Annotated in this window: 16 protein-coding genes; 13 read left to right on the forward strand and 3 right to left on the reverse strand. The window is 65.3% G+C overall.

What is annotated here, in order from left to right:
* Positions 1-65: 65 nt before the first annotated feature.
* A complete protein-coding gene (locus HOP03_17370; GenBank protein NOT89926.1) occupies positions 66-644 on the reverse strand; it encodes a glutathione peroxidase in 579 nt (192 codons plus the stop codon).
* 134 nt (positions 645-778) lie between these two features.
* Between HOP03_17370 and HOP03_17375 the strand changes: the two genes are divergently transcribed.
* The 6 genes from HOP03_17375 to HOP03_17400 all read left to right on the forward strand — a co-directional run bounded on the left by HOP03_17375 (position 779) and on the right by HOP03_17400 (position 5,118).
* Positions 779-1,036 (forward strand): hypothetical protein, encoded by a 258-nt coding sequence (locus tag HOP03_17375; GenBank protein ID NOT89927.1) that lies wholly within the window; start codon positions 779-781, stop codon positions 1,034-1,036.
* A 2-nt stretch (positions 1,037-1,038) separates the two neighbouring features.
* Complete coding sequence (locus HOP03_17380; protein ID NOT89928.1) at positions 1,039-1,410, forward strand: GntR family transcriptional regulator; 372 nt, start codon at positions 1,039-1,041, stop codon at positions 1,408-1,410.
* Positions 1,407-2,285, forward strand: a complete 879-nt coding sequence (locus HOP03_17385; protein NOT89929.1) for an ABC transporter ATP-binding protein — start codon at positions 1,407-1,409, stop codon at positions 2,283-2,285. Before HOP03_17380 ends, HOP03_17385 begins: the two co-directional genes overlap by 4 nt.
* 26 nt (positions 2,286-2,311) lie before the next feature.
* Entirely contained in the window at positions 2,312-3,310 is a 999-nt protein-coding gene (locus HOP03_17390) for an ABC transporter permease (protein NOT89930.1), read from the forward strand.
* A gap of 188 nt (positions 3,311-3,498) precedes the next feature.
* Positions 3,499-4,335: a DUF4097 family beta strand repeat protein gene (locus tag HOP03_17395; protein NOT89931.1), complete on the forward strand. Its 837-nt coding sequence runs from the start codon at positions 3,499-3,501 to the stop codon at positions 4,333-4,335.
* Between the two features lie 69 nt (positions 4,336-4,404).
* Complete coding sequence (locus tag HOP03_17400) at positions 4,405-5,118, forward strand: hypothetical protein (GenBank protein ID NOT89932.1); 714 nt, start codon at positions 4,405-4,407, stop codon at positions 5,116-5,118.
* A 23-nt stretch (positions 5,119-5,141) separates the two neighbouring features.
* On the opposite strand, the gene HOP03_17405 is transcribed toward HOP03_17400, so the two are convergent.
* Positions 5,142-6,542 carry a class II fumarate hydratase gene (locus HOP03_17405; protein NOT89933.1) on the reverse strand — a complete coding sequence of 467 codons (1,401 nt, stop codon included), beginning with the start codon at positions 6,540-6,542 and terminating at the stop codon, positions 5,142-5,144.
* Between the two features lie 123 nt (positions 6,543-6,665).
* Between HOP03_17405 and purB the strand changes: the two genes are divergently transcribed.
* From purB to HOP03_17420, 3 genes are read left to right on the forward strand one after another with little or no spacing between them, the layout of a single operon-like run.
* Positions 6,666-8,033, forward strand: a complete 1,368-nt coding sequence (purB, locus tag HOP03_17410) for an adenylosuccinate lyase (protein ID NOT89934.1) — start codon at positions 6,666-6,668, stop codon at positions 8,031-8,033.
* A gap of 1 nt (position 8,034) precedes the next feature.
* Positions 8,035-9,276, forward strand: coding sequence for a cupin domain-containing protein (locus HOP03_17415; protein ID NOT89935.1), 1,242 nt, complete (start codon positions 8,035-8,037; stop codon positions 9,274-9,276).
* Positions 9,269-10,192 (forward strand): GNAT family N-acetyltransferase, encoded by a 924-nt coding sequence (locus HOP03_17420; protein NOT89936.1) that lies wholly within the window; start codon positions 9,269-9,271, stop codon positions 10,190-10,192. The genes HOP03_17415 and HOP03_17420 overlap by 8 nt, the downstream gene beginning before the upstream one ends.
* A gap of 7 nt (positions 10,193-10,199) precedes the next feature.
* Here HOP03_17420 and HOP03_17425 read toward each other — a convergent pair whose 3' ends face one another.
* Positions 10,200-11,567 carry a PilN domain-containing protein gene (locus HOP03_17425; GenBank protein NOT89937.1) on the reverse strand — a complete coding sequence of 456 codons (1,368 nt, stop codon included), beginning with the start codon at positions 11,565-11,567 and terminating at the stop codon, positions 10,200-10,202.
* 361 nt (positions 11,568-11,928) lie between these two features.
* Between HOP03_17425 and HOP03_17430 the strand changes: the two genes are divergently transcribed.
* The 4 genes from HOP03_17430 to HOP03_17445 all read left to right on the forward strand — a co-directional run bounded on the left by HOP03_17430 (position 11,929) and on the right by HOP03_17445 (position 18,295).
* On the forward strand, positions 11,929-14,760 hold the full coding sequence (locus HOP03_17430; GenBank protein ID NOT89938.1) for a 2-oxoglutarate dehydrogenase E1 component: 2,832 nt from the start codon (positions 11,929-11,931) through the stop codon (positions 14,758-14,760).
* 72 nt (positions 14,761-14,832) lie between these two features.
* Positions 14,833-16,026, forward strand: coding sequence for a dihydrolipoyllysine-residue succinyltransferase (gene sucB / locus HOP03_17435; protein ID NOT89939.1), 1,194 nt, complete (start codon positions 14,833-14,835; stop codon positions 16,024-16,026).
* Positions 16,027-16,173: 147 nt separating this feature from the next.
* Positions 16,174-17,631, forward strand: a complete 1,458-nt coding sequence (gene lpdA, locus HOP03_17440) for a dihydrolipoyl dehydrogenase (GenBank protein NOT89940.1) — start codon at positions 16,174-16,176, stop codon at positions 17,629-17,631.
* 70 nt (positions 17,632-17,701) lie between these two features.
* On the forward strand, positions 17,702-18,295 hold the full coding sequence (locus tag HOP03_17445; GenBank protein ID NOT89941.1) for a TIGR00730 family Rossman fold protein: 594 nt from the start codon (positions 17,702-17,704) through the stop codon (positions 18,293-18,295).
* Positions 18,296-18,327: the final 32 nt, after the last annotated feature.

Below are 18,327 nucleotides of genomic sequence, written 5' to 3' on the forward strand. Positions count from 1 at the left end.
CGGCGGAACGCTTTTCGCCGGGCCGGTATTGTCGCGGCCGACGCGGGCGCGGGCAATCACCTTGATCACTGCCCCGCATTCTTCGGTGCGGGCTGGCGCAGGGCGGCCTCGATCGCGGCGATCACCTCGGGCGCATCCGGCCTGGTCCGGCTGCCGAAATTGGCCACGACCTTGCCGTCGCGACCGATCAGATATTTGTGGAAATTCCATTTCGGCGCCTCTCCGGTGGCTTTGGCCAGCGCTTTGTAGAACGGCGTGGCCTCGTCGCCTTTGACATGGACCTTCTGGAACATCGGAAATTTCACGCCATAGGTCAGCGTGCAGAACTCCTGGATCTTCTTTTCGTCGGTGAATTCCTGGGCCATGAAATCGCCCGACGGGAAACCCAGCACCGCAAAGCCACGGGCCTTGTAACGCGCATGCAGACCCTCCAATGCCTCGAATTGCGGGGTGAAACCGCATTTGCTCGCGGTATTCACCACCAGCAGCACCTGGCCGCGATAGGCCTTGTCGAGATTGACCGGGGTTTTACCGGCGAGCGGACGATAGGCGTGGTCCAGCAGGCTGCCGCCTGCGGCAAGCACCACGGCGGACAACCCCGCAAGGGCTGCAATCACGAGCAATTTGGCCAGCAATCTGGGCATTTGAAGGTTCCGGCGGGTAAATGAGGCGGGAGTATGACTTCAGTTGGGTCGAAATGGTTTCCCAAGGGCTTGACCGGACGTGTTTTGGTGTTATAGTTGAATACAACACCACTCAACAAGAACAGGAGCTGGCCATGCACCGCAAGCTGATCCATTCGGTACGCGCCCTCGGCATCGCGCTGGGCCTGCTCACCGCCGGCCTGATTCTGGCCGTCCCGGCCCCCGCCCCCGGCCGTCTCACGGCGCATCCAGAAGCAGCCCCGGCTGCGACCGAAATCCAGGCGGACGCCACCACCGCGTATCGTCGCCATCGCCGGGCACAGGCCCGAAATGCGATGGCGCTTCCTTTCTTCTCGTTCGCGCAGGGTCTGCGCCGCGGCAACAGGAGCTGACCATGACCGCCATCCAGTGGAGCGACGGCGCTCCCATTTATCGTCAACTGAAAGACCGGGTCATCGCGATGATGCTGGACGGCTTGTTGAAGCCGGGCGATGCCCTGCCGTCGGTGCGCCAAGTGGCCGCCGAGTACCAGTTGAACCCCATTACCGTCTCGCGCGCCTATCAGGAACTGGCGGACGAGGCACTTGTCGAGAAACGCAGAGGACTGGGCATGTACGTCACCGAAGAAGCCGCGAAGAAACTGCTGGGCAGCGAACGCGACCGTTTCCTGCGCGAAGAATGGCCCCTGGTGCTGGAGCGCATCCAACGCCTGGGCCTGAGCATGCAGGAACTGCTGCAACCGGTCCGCAATGGAGGTGACGCATGAACGCCATCGCTTCGAATCCTCCGGTGATCTCCGCACGCAGCCTGCGCAAGGCATACAGGAACAAGCTCGCGCTCGACGGCACCAGCTTCGAGATCGGCGCCGGCAAGATCATCGGCCTGATCGGCCCGAACGGCGCCGGCAAGACCACCGCACTGAAGGCCGTTCTCGGGCTGATTCCGTTCGATGGCGAACTGGACGTCCTCGGCCGCGACCCGCGCACCCAGCGCGACGATCTGATGAACGACGTCTGCTTCATCGCCGATGTCGCCGTGCTGCCGCGCTGGATCCGGGTCAGCGAAGCCATCGAGTTCGTCGCTGGCGTCCATCCGCGCTTCGATCGCGCCAAATGCGAGCGCTTCCTCGCCAACACCCAGCTGAATCCCAAGATGCGGGTGCGCGAAATGTCCAAGGGCATGATCGTGCAGTTGCATCTGGCGCTGGTCATGGCGATCGACGCGAAACTGCTGGTGCTGGACGAGCCGACCCTCGGTCTGGATATCCTCTATCGAAAACAGTTCTACCAGCGCCTGCTCGAGGATTATTTCGATGAGCAGAAAACGATCATCATCACCACCCACCAGGTCGAAGAGATCGAGCACATCCTCACCGACGTGATGTTCATCCAGAACGGCAAGATCGTGCTCGACGCGACGATGGAGAACCTCGGCGACCGCTTCGTCGAAGTGCTGCTCAACGCCGACCGGACCGAGGAAGCGCGTGCGCTGAAACCGATCGACGAGCGTGCCCTTCCGTTCGGAAAAACCGTAATGCTGTTCGACGGCGTACCGCAACAGCAGCTCGCTTCGTTCGGAGAAATCCGCATCCCCGGCCTCGCCGATCTGTTCGTCGCCACCATGAAGGGGACCTACGCATGAACGCCTCCATTCAAGAACCCACCGCCATGCAAGCGCATGCCGCGGCCAACGCCTTCAGGTTCGGCAGCAAGTTCAAGCTGCTGCTCAGGCGCGAATTCTGGGAAAACAAAGGCGGCTTTTTCTGGGCGCCGATCGTCACCGGCATCATCGCCTGCACGTTCGCCCTGATCGCGATGATCGGCGGCTCGATCGTGCTGAACAAAAGCAATCTCCACGGCGATTCGATGCAGTGGGACGGTACCGGCCCCCACCCCTTCGGCACGGCCGGCGATGCGCTGCTGCTGGTCGGCATCGGACTGGCGCTGTTGGTGATGGTCTTTGTCGTCTTCTTCTACGCGCTGGGCTCGCTCTACGACGAACGCCGCGACCGCAGCGTGTTGTTCTGGAAGTCGCTGCCGGTTTCCGACATCCAGGTCGTGTTGTCGAAAGCAGCATGGGCGCTGTGCCTCGCCCCGGTCATGGCGGTGCTGATCGGCGTCGTTATCGGCATCGTGATCTGGATCATGGCCGCCATCGCCCTCACGTTGAACGGTATCGGCGGCGCGAGCGCATTCTTCACCGACTCGCATCCGCTGCATGTGATCGGCCAGGTGTTGGCGGTCCTGCCGCTCTATGCGCTGTGGGCGCTGCCGGCAGTCGGCTGGTTGATGCTCTGCTCTGCCTGGGCCCGCCGCTTCCCGTTCCTGTGGGCCGTGCTGGTGCCGCTGCTGGGCTGCGCGATGGTCAGCATGAGCGGCGGCATCTTCTCCGCCATTTCCGGCGTGGATTTCCCGCATGGTCCGATCTGGTATGTCGTGGTGCTGCGCGGCCTGGCCAGCGTGATGCCGGGCACCTGGTACGCGAACGATGCCGTAGACGCCGAACGCATCGTGACGATGAGCGCGCCTAGCGATGTCCCGACGCACTTCAACCTCCTCAGCGGCTGGTCCGCTGTCGGCACCATGGATCTTTGGCTGGGCGTCGCAGCCGGAATCGCGATGATCTTCCTCGCGATCCGCCTGCGTCGCTGGAGGGACGAGGGCTGAGGACGAAACTTGCGCGCGGGCGATGCGCCAATTCGCATTCGCCCCGAGACCAGGCCACGGATGGCTTGGCCAGGTGCATCGAAGTCCACCCGGCACTGCCTACGGACGGCACCGACGGAAAACGGACACAGCATGACGAAGCAGCATCGCCCCACTCCATTGCAATCATCATCGAGAGAGAACGTCCCATGCGCATCGTTTCGATCCTGTTGACCGCCGCCCTGGTCGCCGCTCCCTTCGCATCCCACGCCGAGCAACGCTGCGAACATTCCGCTGATCGCGATGCGGAATTGAATCTGAGCGGCATCAAGACGGTGGTATTCGACATCGGCCCGCACACCCTGGCGCTGAAGGGCGACAGGAGCCCGTCGGGCACGATCCGTGGCAAGGCCTGCGCATCGGATACCAAACGCCTCGCCGAACTCGTGGTCACCCAACTGCGCGATGGCGACAAGCTGATCGTGCGTGCCGAACGGAACAGCCTGATGCGCAAAGGCTCCTGGTCGGGCGAGTCGTACAGCTATCTGACATTGACCGCCACGATACCCGACAATATCGCGGCGCAGGTCAAGGTCGGCTCCGGCGATGCCGTCATCGATGGCGTTGCATCCCTGAGCGCCGATGTCGGCTCCGGCGACCTCGAAGCGCGTCATATCCGCGGCGCGCTGTATGCGGATGTCGGTTCCGGGGACATCCATGCGAGCGATATCGGTGTCCTGCATGTCGTCTCGATCGGCTCCGGCGACATGAGTGCGCGCAACGTGCGCGGCGACGCATGGGTTGGCGAGATCAACTCCGGCGATCTCTCCGTCGCCGATGTGCAAGGCGATCTCGCGATCGGTTCGATCGGTTCGGGCGACGCCATGCTCAGCGCGATCGCCGGAAACGTGAAACTGGAACGCATCGGTTCGGGCGATCTTGAAGCGAACGGCGTGGGTGGCGATCTCATCGTCGATCATGTCGGCAGCGGATCCGTGGGCCATCGCAATGTGAAAGGAAAGGTGCGTGTTCCTGAAGACGATTGATCCGTCGCCTCTGCGATGGCCCCGAAAACGAACCGAAATATTCCTGCCGAAACCGGAGTGGAGAATCCCATGTACACCCTGCGCATGACCGCATTCGCATTGCTCGGTTGCCTGTCCCTGTCCGGCTGCGGCAACAGCACTCCCTCGTCATCGTCCGACCCCGCCGAAGAACCCACGACTTTCATCGGCAAGGCCGTGAAGGAAGCGACCGATGGCGCCAAGGAAGAGTTGGCGACGAAGAATCTCGATCTCGATGTCACCGGCCAGCCAGGGGCCGAAATCACGCCGGCCGGGGATTTCCTGATCGATGGCAAACCGGTGACACTCAACACCGAACAGAAGGCGCTGATGCTGGAATACCGTGGGCATCTGGCCAAGATCGCGGACGCCGGGATCGGGGTCGGCATCGAAGGCGCGGATCTGGCCGGCAAGGCGATGCGCGAAGCCATCAGGGGCGTCTTCACCGGCGAAACCGATCAGATCGACAAGAAGATCGAAGCGGAAGCCGAAGGCGTCAGGCAATCCGCGCAGGAACTCTGCACTCTGCTGCCGGCGATGAAAATCACCCAGGACAAGCTCGCCGCCATGCTGCCCGAATTCAAGCCGTACGCGACCATGGACGACGGCGACGTCAAGGATTGCATGACCGACAACGACAGCCATTACGACGCGGGCAAGGAAATCGGCAGTCAGATCGGCCAGGCGATCAAGGGCGATGCCAGCGGCCACGGCGACACGATGAATGCCGCGGAAGAAGCCGAGGCCGCAAGCACCAAACAGTAGACGGAATACTGCCGGCGGCAGCCTCAGCCGCCGCCGGCACCGGTCTGCACGCCGCCCTTCACCAGCGCGGCCGGATCCAGCAGCTGTCTCAGCGTCTTTGCATCGAGACCGCTGTCCTCCAGCGCCACATCGAACACCGGACGCCGCTCGCGATACGCCTTCTTGGCGATCGCGGCGGCTTTTTCGTAACCGATGGCGGGATTGAGCGCCGTCACGAGGATCGGATTGCGCTCCAGCGCGTCGGCGATGCGGTCGACACGGAAGGTCATGCCGGCGATCGCCGTGTCGGCCAGCGCGGTCATCGCATTCGCGAGCAGGCCGATGCTCTCCAGCAGGTTCGCCGCGATCAGCGGCAGCATCACGTTGAGCTGGAAGTTGCCGCTCTGCCCGGCGATCGTGACTGCGGTGTGATGGCCCATCACCTGCGCGCACACCATCGCCACCACTTCCGGGATCACCGGATTGACCTTCCCGGGCATGATCGACGAGCCCGGTTGCAGGGCCGGCAATTCGATCTCGCCCAGTCCTGCCAACGGTCCCGAATTCATCCAGCGCAGATCGTTCGCGATCTTCATCAGCGCGACCGCCAGCGCGGACAGTTGACCCGAGAGTTCGACCGCATCGTCCTGCGACGCAAGACCTTCGAATCGATCCTCGGCAACGACGAAGCGCACGCCCGACAGCACCGATACGGTCTGCGCCACGCGCTGGCCGAAGCGCGGATCGGTATTGATCCCGGTCCCGACCGCCGTACCGCCGATCGGCAGCCGCCGCAGGCGCTTGAGGCAGTCCTCGATCCGCATCCGCGCGGAATCGAGCTGCGACGACCATGCGCCCAGCTCCTGTCCGAAGGTCAGCGGCATCGCGTCCATCATATGCGTGCGCCCGGTCTTCACCAGCTTCCGCGACTCGCGCGCGCGCCGGTCGATGGTCCGGCGCAGTTGCTGCAGCGCGGGCAACAAGTCCTCGACCACCGCCAGTTGGGCACTGACGCGGATCGCGGTCGGCACCACGTCGTTCGAGCTCTGGCCGAGATTCACATCGTCGTTGGGATGCACTTTGCCCCGGCCGGCCCGCATCACCAGCGCCGCGATCACCTCGTTGGCGTTCATGTTGCTGGAGGTGCCGGAGCCGGTCTGGTAGATGTCGACCGGGAACTGCTCATCGTGTTCGCCCTCGGCCACCGCCATCGCCGCGCGGCGGATCGCAGCCGCGCGCGTCTTCGGCAACAGACCGAGATTGGCATTGGTCTGGGCGGCAGCCGCCTTGATCAGCCCGAGGGCGCGGATGAAGCCGCGCGGCATCGGCCGGCCGGAGATGCGGAAGTTCCGCACCGCGCGCTGGGTCTGCGCGCCCCAGAGCGCCGCGGCGGGCACCTGCAGCTCGCCCATGCAGTCGCGCTCGGTGCGCATGGGCTCGGGGATCGTACCGGCATGGCGGGTATGGGCGCTGCGTCGGGGCATGGTCCGCGCCTGTCGTGATGGAGATCGGCCGAGCATACCCCCGCGAGCGTTTAGAATTGCGGCACCCCCGCATCGCAGCCCGCCATGTCCGACGCCCAGCTTCTCGCCCTGTCCCCGCTCGATGGCCGCTATGCCGGCAAGGTCGATGCCCTGCGCCCGATCTTCTCCGAATACGGCCTGATCAAAGCCCGGGTCAAGGTGGAAGTGGAATGGCTGCTGGCGCTGGCGGCCGAACCCGGCATCGTCGAACTCCCCCCGTTCTCCGTCGCCGCCATCGCCCGCCTGCGTGCGCTCGCCGACGGCCTGTCGGTCGCCGATGCCGCCCGGGTGAAGGCGATCGAACGCACCACCAATCACGACGTCAAGGCGGTCGAATACCTGATCAAGGAGCGTCTGCAGGATGATGCCGAGTTGGCGCCGGCGCTGGAGTTCGTGCATTTCGCCTGCACCAGCGAGGACATCAACAACCTCAGCTATGCGCTGATGCTGAGCGAGGCGCGGCAATCGGTGCTGCTGCCGACGCTGGATGGCCTGATCCAGAAGCTCCGCACGATGGCGCATGAGCACGCGGCGCTGCCGATGCTCTCGCGCACCCATGGCCAGACCGCTTCGCCCAGCACGGTCGGCAAGGAAATCGCCAACGTCGTCGCGCGCCTGCAGCGCCAGGGCGAAACCCTCGCCGCCGCGCTGATCGCCGGCAAGATCAACGGCGCGGTCGGCAACTACAACGCGCATGTCGCCGCGTATCCCGACGTGGACTGGACCGCGTTCTCGCGCCGCTTCGTCGAATCGCTGGGCCTGGACTGGCAGCCCTACACCACCCAGATCGAACCGCATGACGGCATCGCCGAACTGTGCGACGCGCAGAAGCGCATCGACACCATCTGCATCGATCTGTGCCGCGACCTGTGGGGCTATATCTCGCTCGGTTATTTCAAACAGGCGGTGAAGGCCGGCGAAGTCGGCAGCTCGACCATGCCGCACAAGGTCAACCCGATCGATTTCGAGAACGCGGAAGGCAACTTCGGCATCGCCAACGCATTGTTCGAGCATTTCTCCGCGAAGCTGCCGATCAGCCGCTGGCAGCGCGATCTCACCGACTCCACCGTGCTGCGCGCGCTGGGCACCGCCTTCGGCCATGCGCTGATCGGCTGCGACGCGCTGCTGCGCGGCCTGGACAAACTCAGCGCGAATCCGCAGCGTCTGGCGGCCGATCTCGATGCCGCCTGGGAAGTCCTGGCCGAAGCCGTGCAGACGGTGATGCGTCGCCACGGCTTGCCCAACCCTTACGAACAACTCAAGGCGCTGACCCGCGGCCACGGTATCGACGGAACCTCGATGCGCGCCTTCATCGCCGGCCTCGATCTGCCGGCCGACGCAAAACAACGCCTGCTCGACATGACGCCGGGCAGCTACACGGGCCTGGCGGAACGCCTGGCGAGGGAGATCTGACATGGCGAAGCGCACCCGCAATGGCGCCGACGCGCTGCCCTACGAAATCGACGCCACCGGCAACGGGCCATTGGGCATGGCGCCGGAAGCGTTCCTGCGCGATTACTGGCAGAAACGACCGCTGCTGATCCGCAATGCGTTCCCGGACTTCGTCTCGCCGGTGACGCCGGAAGATCTCGCCGGTCTGGCCTGCGAGGAATCGGCGCTGTCGCGCATCGCGAGTTACGACCGCGCCAGCGACGCCTGGCGCATCCGCAGCGGCCCGTTCGCCGAAGAAGAATTTCCCGGCATGCCGCACCACGACTGGACCCTGCTGGTGCAGGACGTGGACAAGTGGGACCCGGACGTGCGCGCGCTGCTCGACGACTTCGATTTCCTGCCGCGCTGGCGCATGGACGACATCATGATCTCGTTCGCCGCGCCGGGCGGTTCGGTCGGCGCGCACATCGACCAGTACGACGTGTTCCTGCTGCAGGGCCTGGGCCATCGCCGCTGGCTGATCGATACCGCGCCGGATCCGGACGAGACCTATCTCGACGACGTGCCGCTGCGCCTGCTGAAGCATTTCAAGCCGGACCACGATTGGGTACTGAAGCCGGGCGACATGCTGTACCTGCCGCCGGGCGTACCGCATCACGGCATCGCCGAAGACGCGTGCCTCACCATCTCGGTCGGGCTGCGCGCGCCGTCCAGCGCGGAACTGCTCGGCGACTTCGTCGACAGTCTGATCTGCGATGCCGACGAAGCCGTGCGCTACACCGACCCGGATATCGCACCGCCGAAGGACAGCCATGAGATCGACGCCGCCGCAATGACGCGCGCCATCGAAGCCTTGAACAAGCTACGCATGAACGACCCGGAGCGCCTCGGCGACTGGTTCGGCCGTTTCATCAGCCTCTACCGCAGCGCGGGCATTGCGCTCGACCCGGACGCGCCGCGCTCGCGGATCGAAATCGAATTCGATCTGCAGCAGGGTGCCGTACTGCAGCGCCATCCGTGGACCCGGGCCGCCTGGCGGCGCAGCACGGAGCGGAAAACGATCGGGAAACTCTATCTGGCGGGGCAGATCCATGCGCTGCCGCTCGCCGATGCACGCACCCTCGCCGCCGCCGAAACGCTGGATGGCGACACCTACTCCAGGCTGTCGGCGCAGGGCCAGTCTCTGGTCCTCGATCTGCTCGCGGAGGGCCAATACCGGCTGCAGAACGACGGTTTCGACACCGGCGAGGACGACGATGCCTGATCGCACGCAGTTCAGCGGCACGTTCCGGGTCGAAGCCATCGATTACGCGAGCGGCGTCGACGATCTGCGCGCGGTGCGCGAACCGGTGTTCGTGCGGGAACAGCAGGTGCCGATCGAACTGGAGTGGGACGAACTCGATCCGCGCTGCGTGCATGTGATCGCCCGCGATGCCACCGGAAAGCCGATCGGCACCGGGCGTTTGACGCCGGAACACAAGATCGGGCGCATGGCGGTGTTGCCCGAGTGGCGCGGACGCGGCGTCGGCGACGCGCTGCTGCTGTCGCTGATCCATGAAGCCGCGCAGCGGCGCTGGCCCGAGCTGCGCCTGCACTCGCAAGCCTCGGCGGTCGGCTTCTACGTGAAGCACGGCTTCGTGCCCTACGGCGATCGCTTCATGGAAGCCGGCATCGAGCACCAGAGCATGCGTCGGCAGATCGGCGGCCCCACCGCCATCGACACCCGCGAAGCCGCGGTCGCGATCACCACGGCCGTCGTCACCGCCACCCGGCGCGAGCTGTGCCTCTACAGCCGCCAGCTCGACCCGGGCCTGTTCGACTCGCCCGAAGTGCTCGAAGCGCTGCGCAGGCTCGCCACCCGCCGGCAGCGGGTCGATATCCGCATTCTTCTGCAGGACGCCGGGACGCCGCAGCGGGCGCATGCGCCGCTGATCGGCCTGAGCCAGCGGCTGTCGAGCGTATTCGCCTTCCGCGAGATCACCGATCCCGCCGACCACGGTTACGCCTCGGCCTTCATCGCCAACGACAGTGGCGGTTACTACTTCCGCACCCTCGGCAACCGCTTCGACGGCGAGGCCGCGCTCGACTTCGGCGGCCGTGCCCGCCAGCTCGCCGACGGTTTCATGCCGGTGTGGGAACGCGCGCGGATCGTCACCGAGTTCCGCGCGCTGGACATCTGAGCCACGTTCACTCCGTCACCAGCGCGGAGCGCCGCAGCAGGATCTCGAAACGCACCATGCCGCCCGGCATGGCCTGGATCTGCAGCAGTTCGGGCGTCGAGCCCTGACCGGCGATGGCGCGCAACCCGTCCGAAACGCTGCGATTGGAGCCCGCTTCGCCGACGATGGTGACGTTGCCGCCGCCATAACGCACATCGGTGATGCGACTGCCGGCCGGCAAGAGTGCGCCGACGCGGCTGCGGATCGTCGCCGCATCGGCGAACCCCGCCGAAGGCGGTTCGGGCGGTGCCACCGACAGCACGGCCAGCGTCGGCGAGGATTCCGGCGATGGTCGAGCGGCTGCCCGAGCAGCCATCGTTCCAGGTGCGGCCAACGGAGAATCGGTCAGCGTGAATTCGACTTCGGTCACCTCCGGCCGGCTGCTGAATCCGCGACGGACCACATCGCCCGGACCTCGCGTGTCGCCGCTGGCGCGCTCGACGCTGTCCAGAAGCCAATCTTTCTGTGCGTCCGGCGCCGTATAGCGGACGTGGACCTTGCCGTTCCGCACCACCACTTCGTCGAGCACCGTTCCGGCCGGCACCAGCGGTGCGAGACGCGTCCGGATCGTCTCCGCCGACGCATACCGCCGCGCATCCTCGCGGATCCGGTTCGCCTCCAAGGCCGCAGTTTCGGCTTCGATCTCGTCGATCGGCCGCTGGAAAACATAGCGCCCGCGCATGTCGTCGGGACGCCAGGCATGCAGACCGTCGTAGAGCGGCCATTGCAGGCTGCCGGTGAACGTGCCGGTGGGAATCGGCAGATCCTTGCAACCGTCGCCGCACCAGACGGTGATGCCGACGGTGCTGATTTCGCGGGACTCGCCGATGATCGACCCATCCTCGCCGCGCGTGAGCCGGATCGGTTTGCCGTAGGCACGCGGCAGTTCCACCCAGCCGTCCCGGCACACCATCTCGCTGCCCGCACGCAGCGTCCGCACGATTTCCGCACGCGGCCCGAGTTCCGCCACGCGCCTGGCATAGGCGGCCTCACCGTTGCGCGCGATATACGCCCCGCGCCCCGGATCGCTCAGCAGGTGATACCACTCGCGATAGCGCGGCTTGTCGAACTCGCGGATCACCCCGAGCTGCTGCATCACCCGTGCATCGTCGATCAGGAAATGCCAGTCGTAGAGACCATGCGCCTTGCGCTGCACGATCAGGCCGGACACCTGTGCCGCCGGCACGCGGTTGCCGTCCTCGACGGCGAATTCCAGCAGCATCGACCCTTGGTAGGACACCCCGCGCTCACCGGGCACGTTGAACGCATAGGTGCCGCTGAGATCGGGACAGCCGACATGATCCATCCGCAATGCAGCCTTGTCCGCCCGGTCCACGTCTCCCGCCCCACCCCCGCACCCGACCAGCAACAGCACCCACCCGATCACAGCGATCCGAAACAGACCCGACATCCGACACCCCCTGCGGTTTGCGTCGGCAAACGTATCAGCGTGGCCGCGACCGCGAGCCGGCGAATCGAAAGTATCGTCGCGCTCACCTCCCGGACCATCGGTTTACGACGATGGTCGAAGGCGTGCAGACCGCCTTGAACGGCGCCGAGTGGTGCGCTGCGGCGAAGCCTCCGGGTATAATTCCGATCCTTTCGCCCGCCTGCCTTGCCGCCTCTGGATTTCCCGGCGGATCAAGCGGTTACCGTACTCTCTCCGCGCTTCCCGACATTCCGAGTGTGATCCCAGAGTGGACAGTCTCCTGAAGCAATTTGCCCGGTCCTCCCAGCTCGGCGCCAATGCCGCCTACATCGAGGACCTGTACGAACAGTATCTGGTCGCCCCCGACAGCGTCGGGCCGAAGTGGAAAACCTATTTCGATGGCATCAAGGGTCGCGACGGCGCCGATGTGCCGCACTCCGCGGTTATCGCCGCGATCGCCGAAGCCGGTCGCCAGGCCGCACGCGGCGTGGTCGTGGCCGGCGGCGGCAATGCGGTCAGCGACAGCCGCGAGTTCGCGGTCAGCAAGCTGATCGTCGCCTACCGCTCGCGCGGCCATCTCGCCGCCGAGCTCGACCCGCTGGGCATGTGGGAAAAGAGCGAAGCCCCGGATCTGGAGATCGGCTTCCACGGCCTGACCAACAACGATCTCGACACCACCTTCTCCAGCGGCGGTGCCGGCGGTCAGGCGCAGATGAAATTGCGCGATCTGGTCTCGCTGCTCAAGGCGACCTACACCGGCAGCATCGGCGCCGAATTCATGCACATCACCGACGTCGAACAGCGTCGCTGGATGTACGAGCGCCTCGAACGCGCGGGCGGCGATTTCAAGCGCAGCGACGACGACAAGCGCCGGATCCTCGAACGCCTCACCGCCGCCGAAGGCCTGGAACGCTACCTGCATACCAAATACGTTGGCCAGAAGCGCTTCTCGCTGGAAGGCGGCGATGCGCTCATTCCGCTGCTCGACGTGATGATCCGCCGCGCCGGCAACGATGGCGTGAAGGACGTGGTGCTGGGCATGGCCCATCGCGGTCGTCTCAACGTGCTGGTCAACACGCTCGGCAAACCGCCGCGCAAGCTGTTCGACGAATTCGAGGGCAAGTTCGAGCACGACGAACACGCCCACGCCGGCGACGTGAAGTACCACATGGGCTTCAGCGCCGATATCGCCACGCCGGGCGGCCCCGTGCATCTCGCCCTCGCCTTCAACCCCTCGCATCTGGAAATCGTCGACCCGGTGGTCGCCGGCAGCGTGCGTTCGCGCCAGGAGCGCCGTGGCGACAAGGCCCGCAAGCAGGTGGTGCCGATCATCATGCACGGCGACGCCGCGTTCGCCGGCCAGGGCGTGGTGATGGAACTGCTGCAGATGTCGCAGGCCCGCGGCTTCGCGGTCGGCGGCACGCTGCACATCGTGATCAACAACCAGGTCGGCTTCACCACCAGCGAACGCCAGGACGCGCGCTCGACCCTGTACTGCACCGATGTCGCCAAGATGGTCGGCGCGCCGGTGCTGCACGTGAACGGCGACGACCCGGAAGCGGTCGCGTTCTGCGCCGAGTTGGCCTTCGATTTCCGCCAGAAATTCGCCAAGGACGTGGTCATCGACCTGGTCTGCTATCGCCGCCACGGCCACAACGAAGCCGACGAACCGGCGGCGACCCAGCCGCTGATGTACCAGAACATCCGCAAGCGCAAGACCACGCGCGAGCTGTATGCCGAGCGTCTCGCCGCCAAGGGCACGCTCACCGCCGACGACGCGAAAGCGCTGGTCGATGGCTACCGCGACAAGCTTGATGCCGGCGTGGTGACCACCGAGCTGGCGCCGGCGAATCCCGATGCCTACGCGATCGACTGGCGCCCGCTGCTGGAAGGCAAACTGTCCGACCCGGTCGACACCCGGGTGCCGCGCAAGAAACTCGACGCGCTGGCGACGATCATCAACGCGCTGCCGGAAGGCGCCAGCCTGCATGCGCGCGTCGCCAAGATCTACGAAGACCGCCGCAAGATGGCTGCTGGCGAGCTGGCGGGCGACTGGGGCTTCGCCGAAAACCTCGCCTACGCCACGCTGCTCGACGAAGGCTACAAACTGCGTCTGGTCGGCCAGGACTGCGGTCGCGGCACGTTCTTCCACCGCCACGCGATCCTGCACGACCAGAAAAACGACGTCGACCACATGCCGCTGCGGCAACTGGTCAAGAATCCGGAAGACGCCACCATCATCGACTCGCTGCTCAGCGAGGAAGCGGTGATGGCGTTCGAGTACGGCTACGCCACCGCCGATCCCATGACCCTCGATATCTGGGAAGGCCAGTTCGGCGATTTCGCCAACGGCGCGCAGGTGGTGATCGACCAGTTCCTGTCTTCGGGCGAAGCCAAGTGGGGCCGGATCTGCGGTCTCGCGCTGTTCCTGCCGCACGGCTACGAAGGCCAGGGCCCCGAGCACAGCTCGGCGCGCCTGGAACGCTTCCTGCAACTGTGTGCGCTGCAGAACATGATCGTCTGCACGCCGACCACGCCAGCGCAGGCGTACCACATGATCCGCCGGCAGATGCGCATGAAGACGCGCAAACCGCTGGTGGTGATGACCCCGAAATCGCTGCTGCGCCACAAGCTTGCGGTGTCGACGCTGGACGAACTGGCGAACGGCGAATTCCAGCATCTGATCCCGGATGCCAGCGCCGATCCGAAGTCGGTCAAGCGCGTCGTGGTCTGCGGTGGCAAGGTCTATTACGATCTGCTGGAAGACGCGCAGAAACGTGGGCAGACCGATGTGGCGATCGTGCGCATCGAACAACTGTATCCGTTCCCGCGCGCCGAACTCACCGCCCAACTCAAGCACTACGCCAAGGCGACCCAGGTCGTATGGTGCCAGGAAGAGCCGCAGAACCAGGGCGCGTGGTACCAGATCCAGCATCACCTGCTCACCTGCCTGCAGGACAAGCAGCAGCTCAGCTACACCGGCCGCAGCCGCTCGCCCTCGCCCGCCGCCGGTCATTTCAACGACCACGTCGAAGAGCAGTTGCAGCTGATCGCGGACGCGCTGGTCAATCCGCTCAGCGGCGAGCACGCCGACGAATGACGCTTGCCGCCGGCGCACGCATCGATGCGCCGGTGTCCACCCATTGAAATCCACGCTGTCAGGACGCCAACCATGGCCATCGAAATCAAGGTCCCCGTTCTTCCCGAATCCGTCTCCGACGCCGTCATCGCCACTTGGCACAAGAAGGCCGGCGATGCGGTCAAACGCGACGAGAACATCGTCGACCTCGAAACCGACAAGGTCGTGCTGGAAGTCCCGTCGACCGTCGATGGCGTGATCAAGGAACTGAAGTTCGTCGAAGGCGCGACCGTGCTCAGCCAGCAGGTCATCGCGATCATCGAGGAAGGCGCCGCCGCAGCGGCTCCTGCCGTGGGAGCGGCGGAAGCCGCGAAACCGGCCGCCTCGAATGCGCCTGTCGCGGCTCCCGCCGCTCCCACAGCGGCGCCTGCAACCGCCGCCGGACTGCCGCCGGGCGCGCGCTTCGCCGCAGCGACCAGCGGTGTGGATCCCGCCGATGTGGCCGGCACCGGCCGCCGCGGCGCGGTCACCAAGGAAGACATCGTCAACTACGCCAGCGGCAAGACCGCCGGCGTGGGCGGCGGCGCCCGCCCGGAAGAGCGCGTGCCGATGACGCGCATGCGCACCCGCATCGCCGAACGCCTGATGCAGTCGAAGAACTCCATCGCCATGCTCACTTCGTTCAACGAAGTGAACCTCGCGAAAGTCATGCAGATGCGCAAGGAACTGGGCGAATCGTTCGAGAAGGCCAACGGCGTCAAGCTCGGCTTCATGAGCTTCTTCGCCAAGGCCGCCGCGAATGCGCTGCAGCGCCATCCCATCGTCAACGCCTCGGTCGACGGCAACGACGTGATCTATCACGGCTACGCCGACATCAGCATCGCGGTCGCCACCGACAAGGGTCTGGTCACGCCGGTGCTGCGCAATGTCGAACGCATGGGCTTCGCCGAGATCGAAGGCGCCATCGCCGGTTACGCCAAGGCGGCGCGCGAAGGCGGCCTGAAGCTGGAAGACCTGCAGGGCGGCACCTTCACCATCACCAACGGCGGCACCTTCGGCTCGCTGATGTCCACGCCGATCGTCAACCCGCCGCAGTCGGCGATCCTCGGCATGCACGCCATCAAGGAGCGCGCGATCGTCGAGAACGGCGTCGTGGTCGCCGCGCCGATGATGTACATCGCGATCAGCTACGACCACCGCATCATCGACGGCAAGGACGCGGTGCTGTTCCTGGTCGACATCAAGAACCAGCTGGAAAATCCGCACCGCATGCTGCTGGGCATGTGATCTTTGCTCCCCTCTCCCATCGGGAGAGGGGTTGGGGGTGAGGGTTCGGCGACACTGTCGGCGTTGCACCCCCACCACACCGTCGCACCCTCATCCGCCCTTCGGGCACCTTCTCCCAAGGGGAGAAGGAAGAGTAGGAACCCCGCAATGAGCGAACAACAAGCTAGCCAACAACAGGCATTCGACGTCATCGTCATCGGCGCCGGCCCGGCCGGTTACCACGCCGCGATCCGCGCCGCACAGCTCGGCATGAAAGTCGCGTGCATCGACGCCGCGCTGGGCAAGGACGGCAAGCCCGCGCTGGGCGGCACCTGCCTGCGCGTCGGCTGCATCCCGTCGAAAGCGCTGCTCGACTCGTCGCGCCAGTTCTGGAACATGGGCCATCTCTTCGGCGACCACGGCATTTCGTTCAAGGACGCGAAGATCGATGTCGGCGCGATGGTCGGCCGCAAGGACAAGATCGTGAAGCAGTTCACCGGCGGCATCGCGATGCTGTTCAAGGCGAACAAGGTGGCCGCATTCTACGGCTTCGCACAGCTGCAGCCGGGCAACGTCGTCAACGTGAAGCAGCACGACGGCAGCGAAGTCGTGCTCAAGGGCACCAACATCATCCTCGCCGCCGGTTCGGATTCGATCGAACTGCCGTTCGCGAAGTTCGACGGCGACGCCATCGTCGACAACGTCGGCGCGCTCGATTTCACCGAGGTGCCGAAGCGCCTCGGCGTGATCGGCGCCGGCGTGATCGGCCTCGAACTGGGCAGCGTGTGGAAGCGTCTCGGCGCCGAAGTGCTGATCCTCGAGGCGATGCCGGACTTCCTCGCCGCCGCCGATGCCGAAGCGGCGAAAACCGCGCTGAAGGAATTCAAGAAACAAGGCCTCGATATCAAGCTCGGCGCCAAGGTGAGCAAGGCCGAGGTCAAGAAGAAAGGCAAAGCCAGCGAAGTACACGTCACCTACGCCGACGCGGCGGGCGAGCAGAACGTGGTGTTCGACAAGCTGCTGGTCGCCGTGGGCCGCAAGGCCGCGAGCAAGGGCCTGCTGGCCGAAGGCACCGGCGTGCAGCTCGACGAGCGCGGCCGGATCGTGGTCGACGAGCACTGCCACACCGGCGTCGACGGCGTGTGGGCCGTCGGCGACTGCGTGCGCGGCCCGATGCTGGCGCACAAGGGCTTCGAGGAAGGCATCGCGGTGGCCGAATTCATCGCCGGCCTGCCCGGCCACGTCAACTTCGACACCATCCCGTGGGTCATCTACACCGAGCCGGAAATCGCTTGGGTGGGCAAGACCGAAGAGCAGCTCAAGGCCGAAGGCATCCCGTACAAGGCCGGCAGCTTTCCGTTCGCTGCGGTCGGTCGTGCGGTCGCGATGGGCGAACCGGCGGGTTTCGTGAAGGTGCTCGCACACGCGGAAACCGATCGCGTGCTCGGCATGCATCTGGTCGGCGCAAACGTGTCGGAACTCGTGCACGAAGGCGTGCTGACCATGGAGTTCAGCGGCTCCGCCGACGACCTCGCCCGCATCTGTCATGCACATCCGAGCCTGTCCGAAGCGGTGCACGATGCGGCGATGGCGGTGCACAAGCGCGCGATCCACAAGGCCAACTGACCGGCTGCCTTTCGAGAACGGCGCACTCCGGTGCGCCGTTCTGCTTTCTGGAATTTCCCTGGAATCCTCGATGAAATCGATCTGCGTCTACTGCGGCTCCAATGCCGGCAACAAACCCGTGTATGCCCAACGCGCGCAAGCGCTGGGCGCACGCATCGCGTCCGAAGGCCTGCAACTGGTCTACGGCGGCGGCAACGTCGGGCTGATGGGCATCGTTGCCGATGCCGTGCTCGCCAATGGTGGCGAAGTGATCGGCGTGATCCCCGAACAGCTCGTGCAGTGGGAAGTCGCGCACAAGGGCGTGACCCGGCTCGAAGTGGTCGCCAACATGCACGAGCGCAAGGCGCGGATGTTCGACCTCGCCGACGCCTTCGTCGCCCTGCCCGGTGGTTTCGGCACCCTCGACGAGATGTTCGAGATGCTGACCTGGCGCCAGCTCGGCCTCGGCAAGAAACCCTGCGCGTTTCTCGATGTCGATGGTTTCTACGCGCCGCTGATGGGCATGATCGACCGCATGGTCGAAGAACGCTTCCTGCACGCAGAACAGCGCCACGACCTGTGGCACGGCGAAGACATCGACACGCTGTTCGCGTGGATGCGCGACTACACGCCCGCGCAGGCGGACAAATGGCTGGACGAGAAGAAGCGACGGGAGTTGCGGTGACACTTCCACAGCACGAAGTGCGCAGCTCGTCT

It is taken from the genome of Lysobacter sp., from assembly GCA_013141175.1.
GTDB lineage: Bacteria > Pseudomonadota > Gammaproteobacteria > Xanthomonadales > Xanthomonadaceae > Lysobacter_I.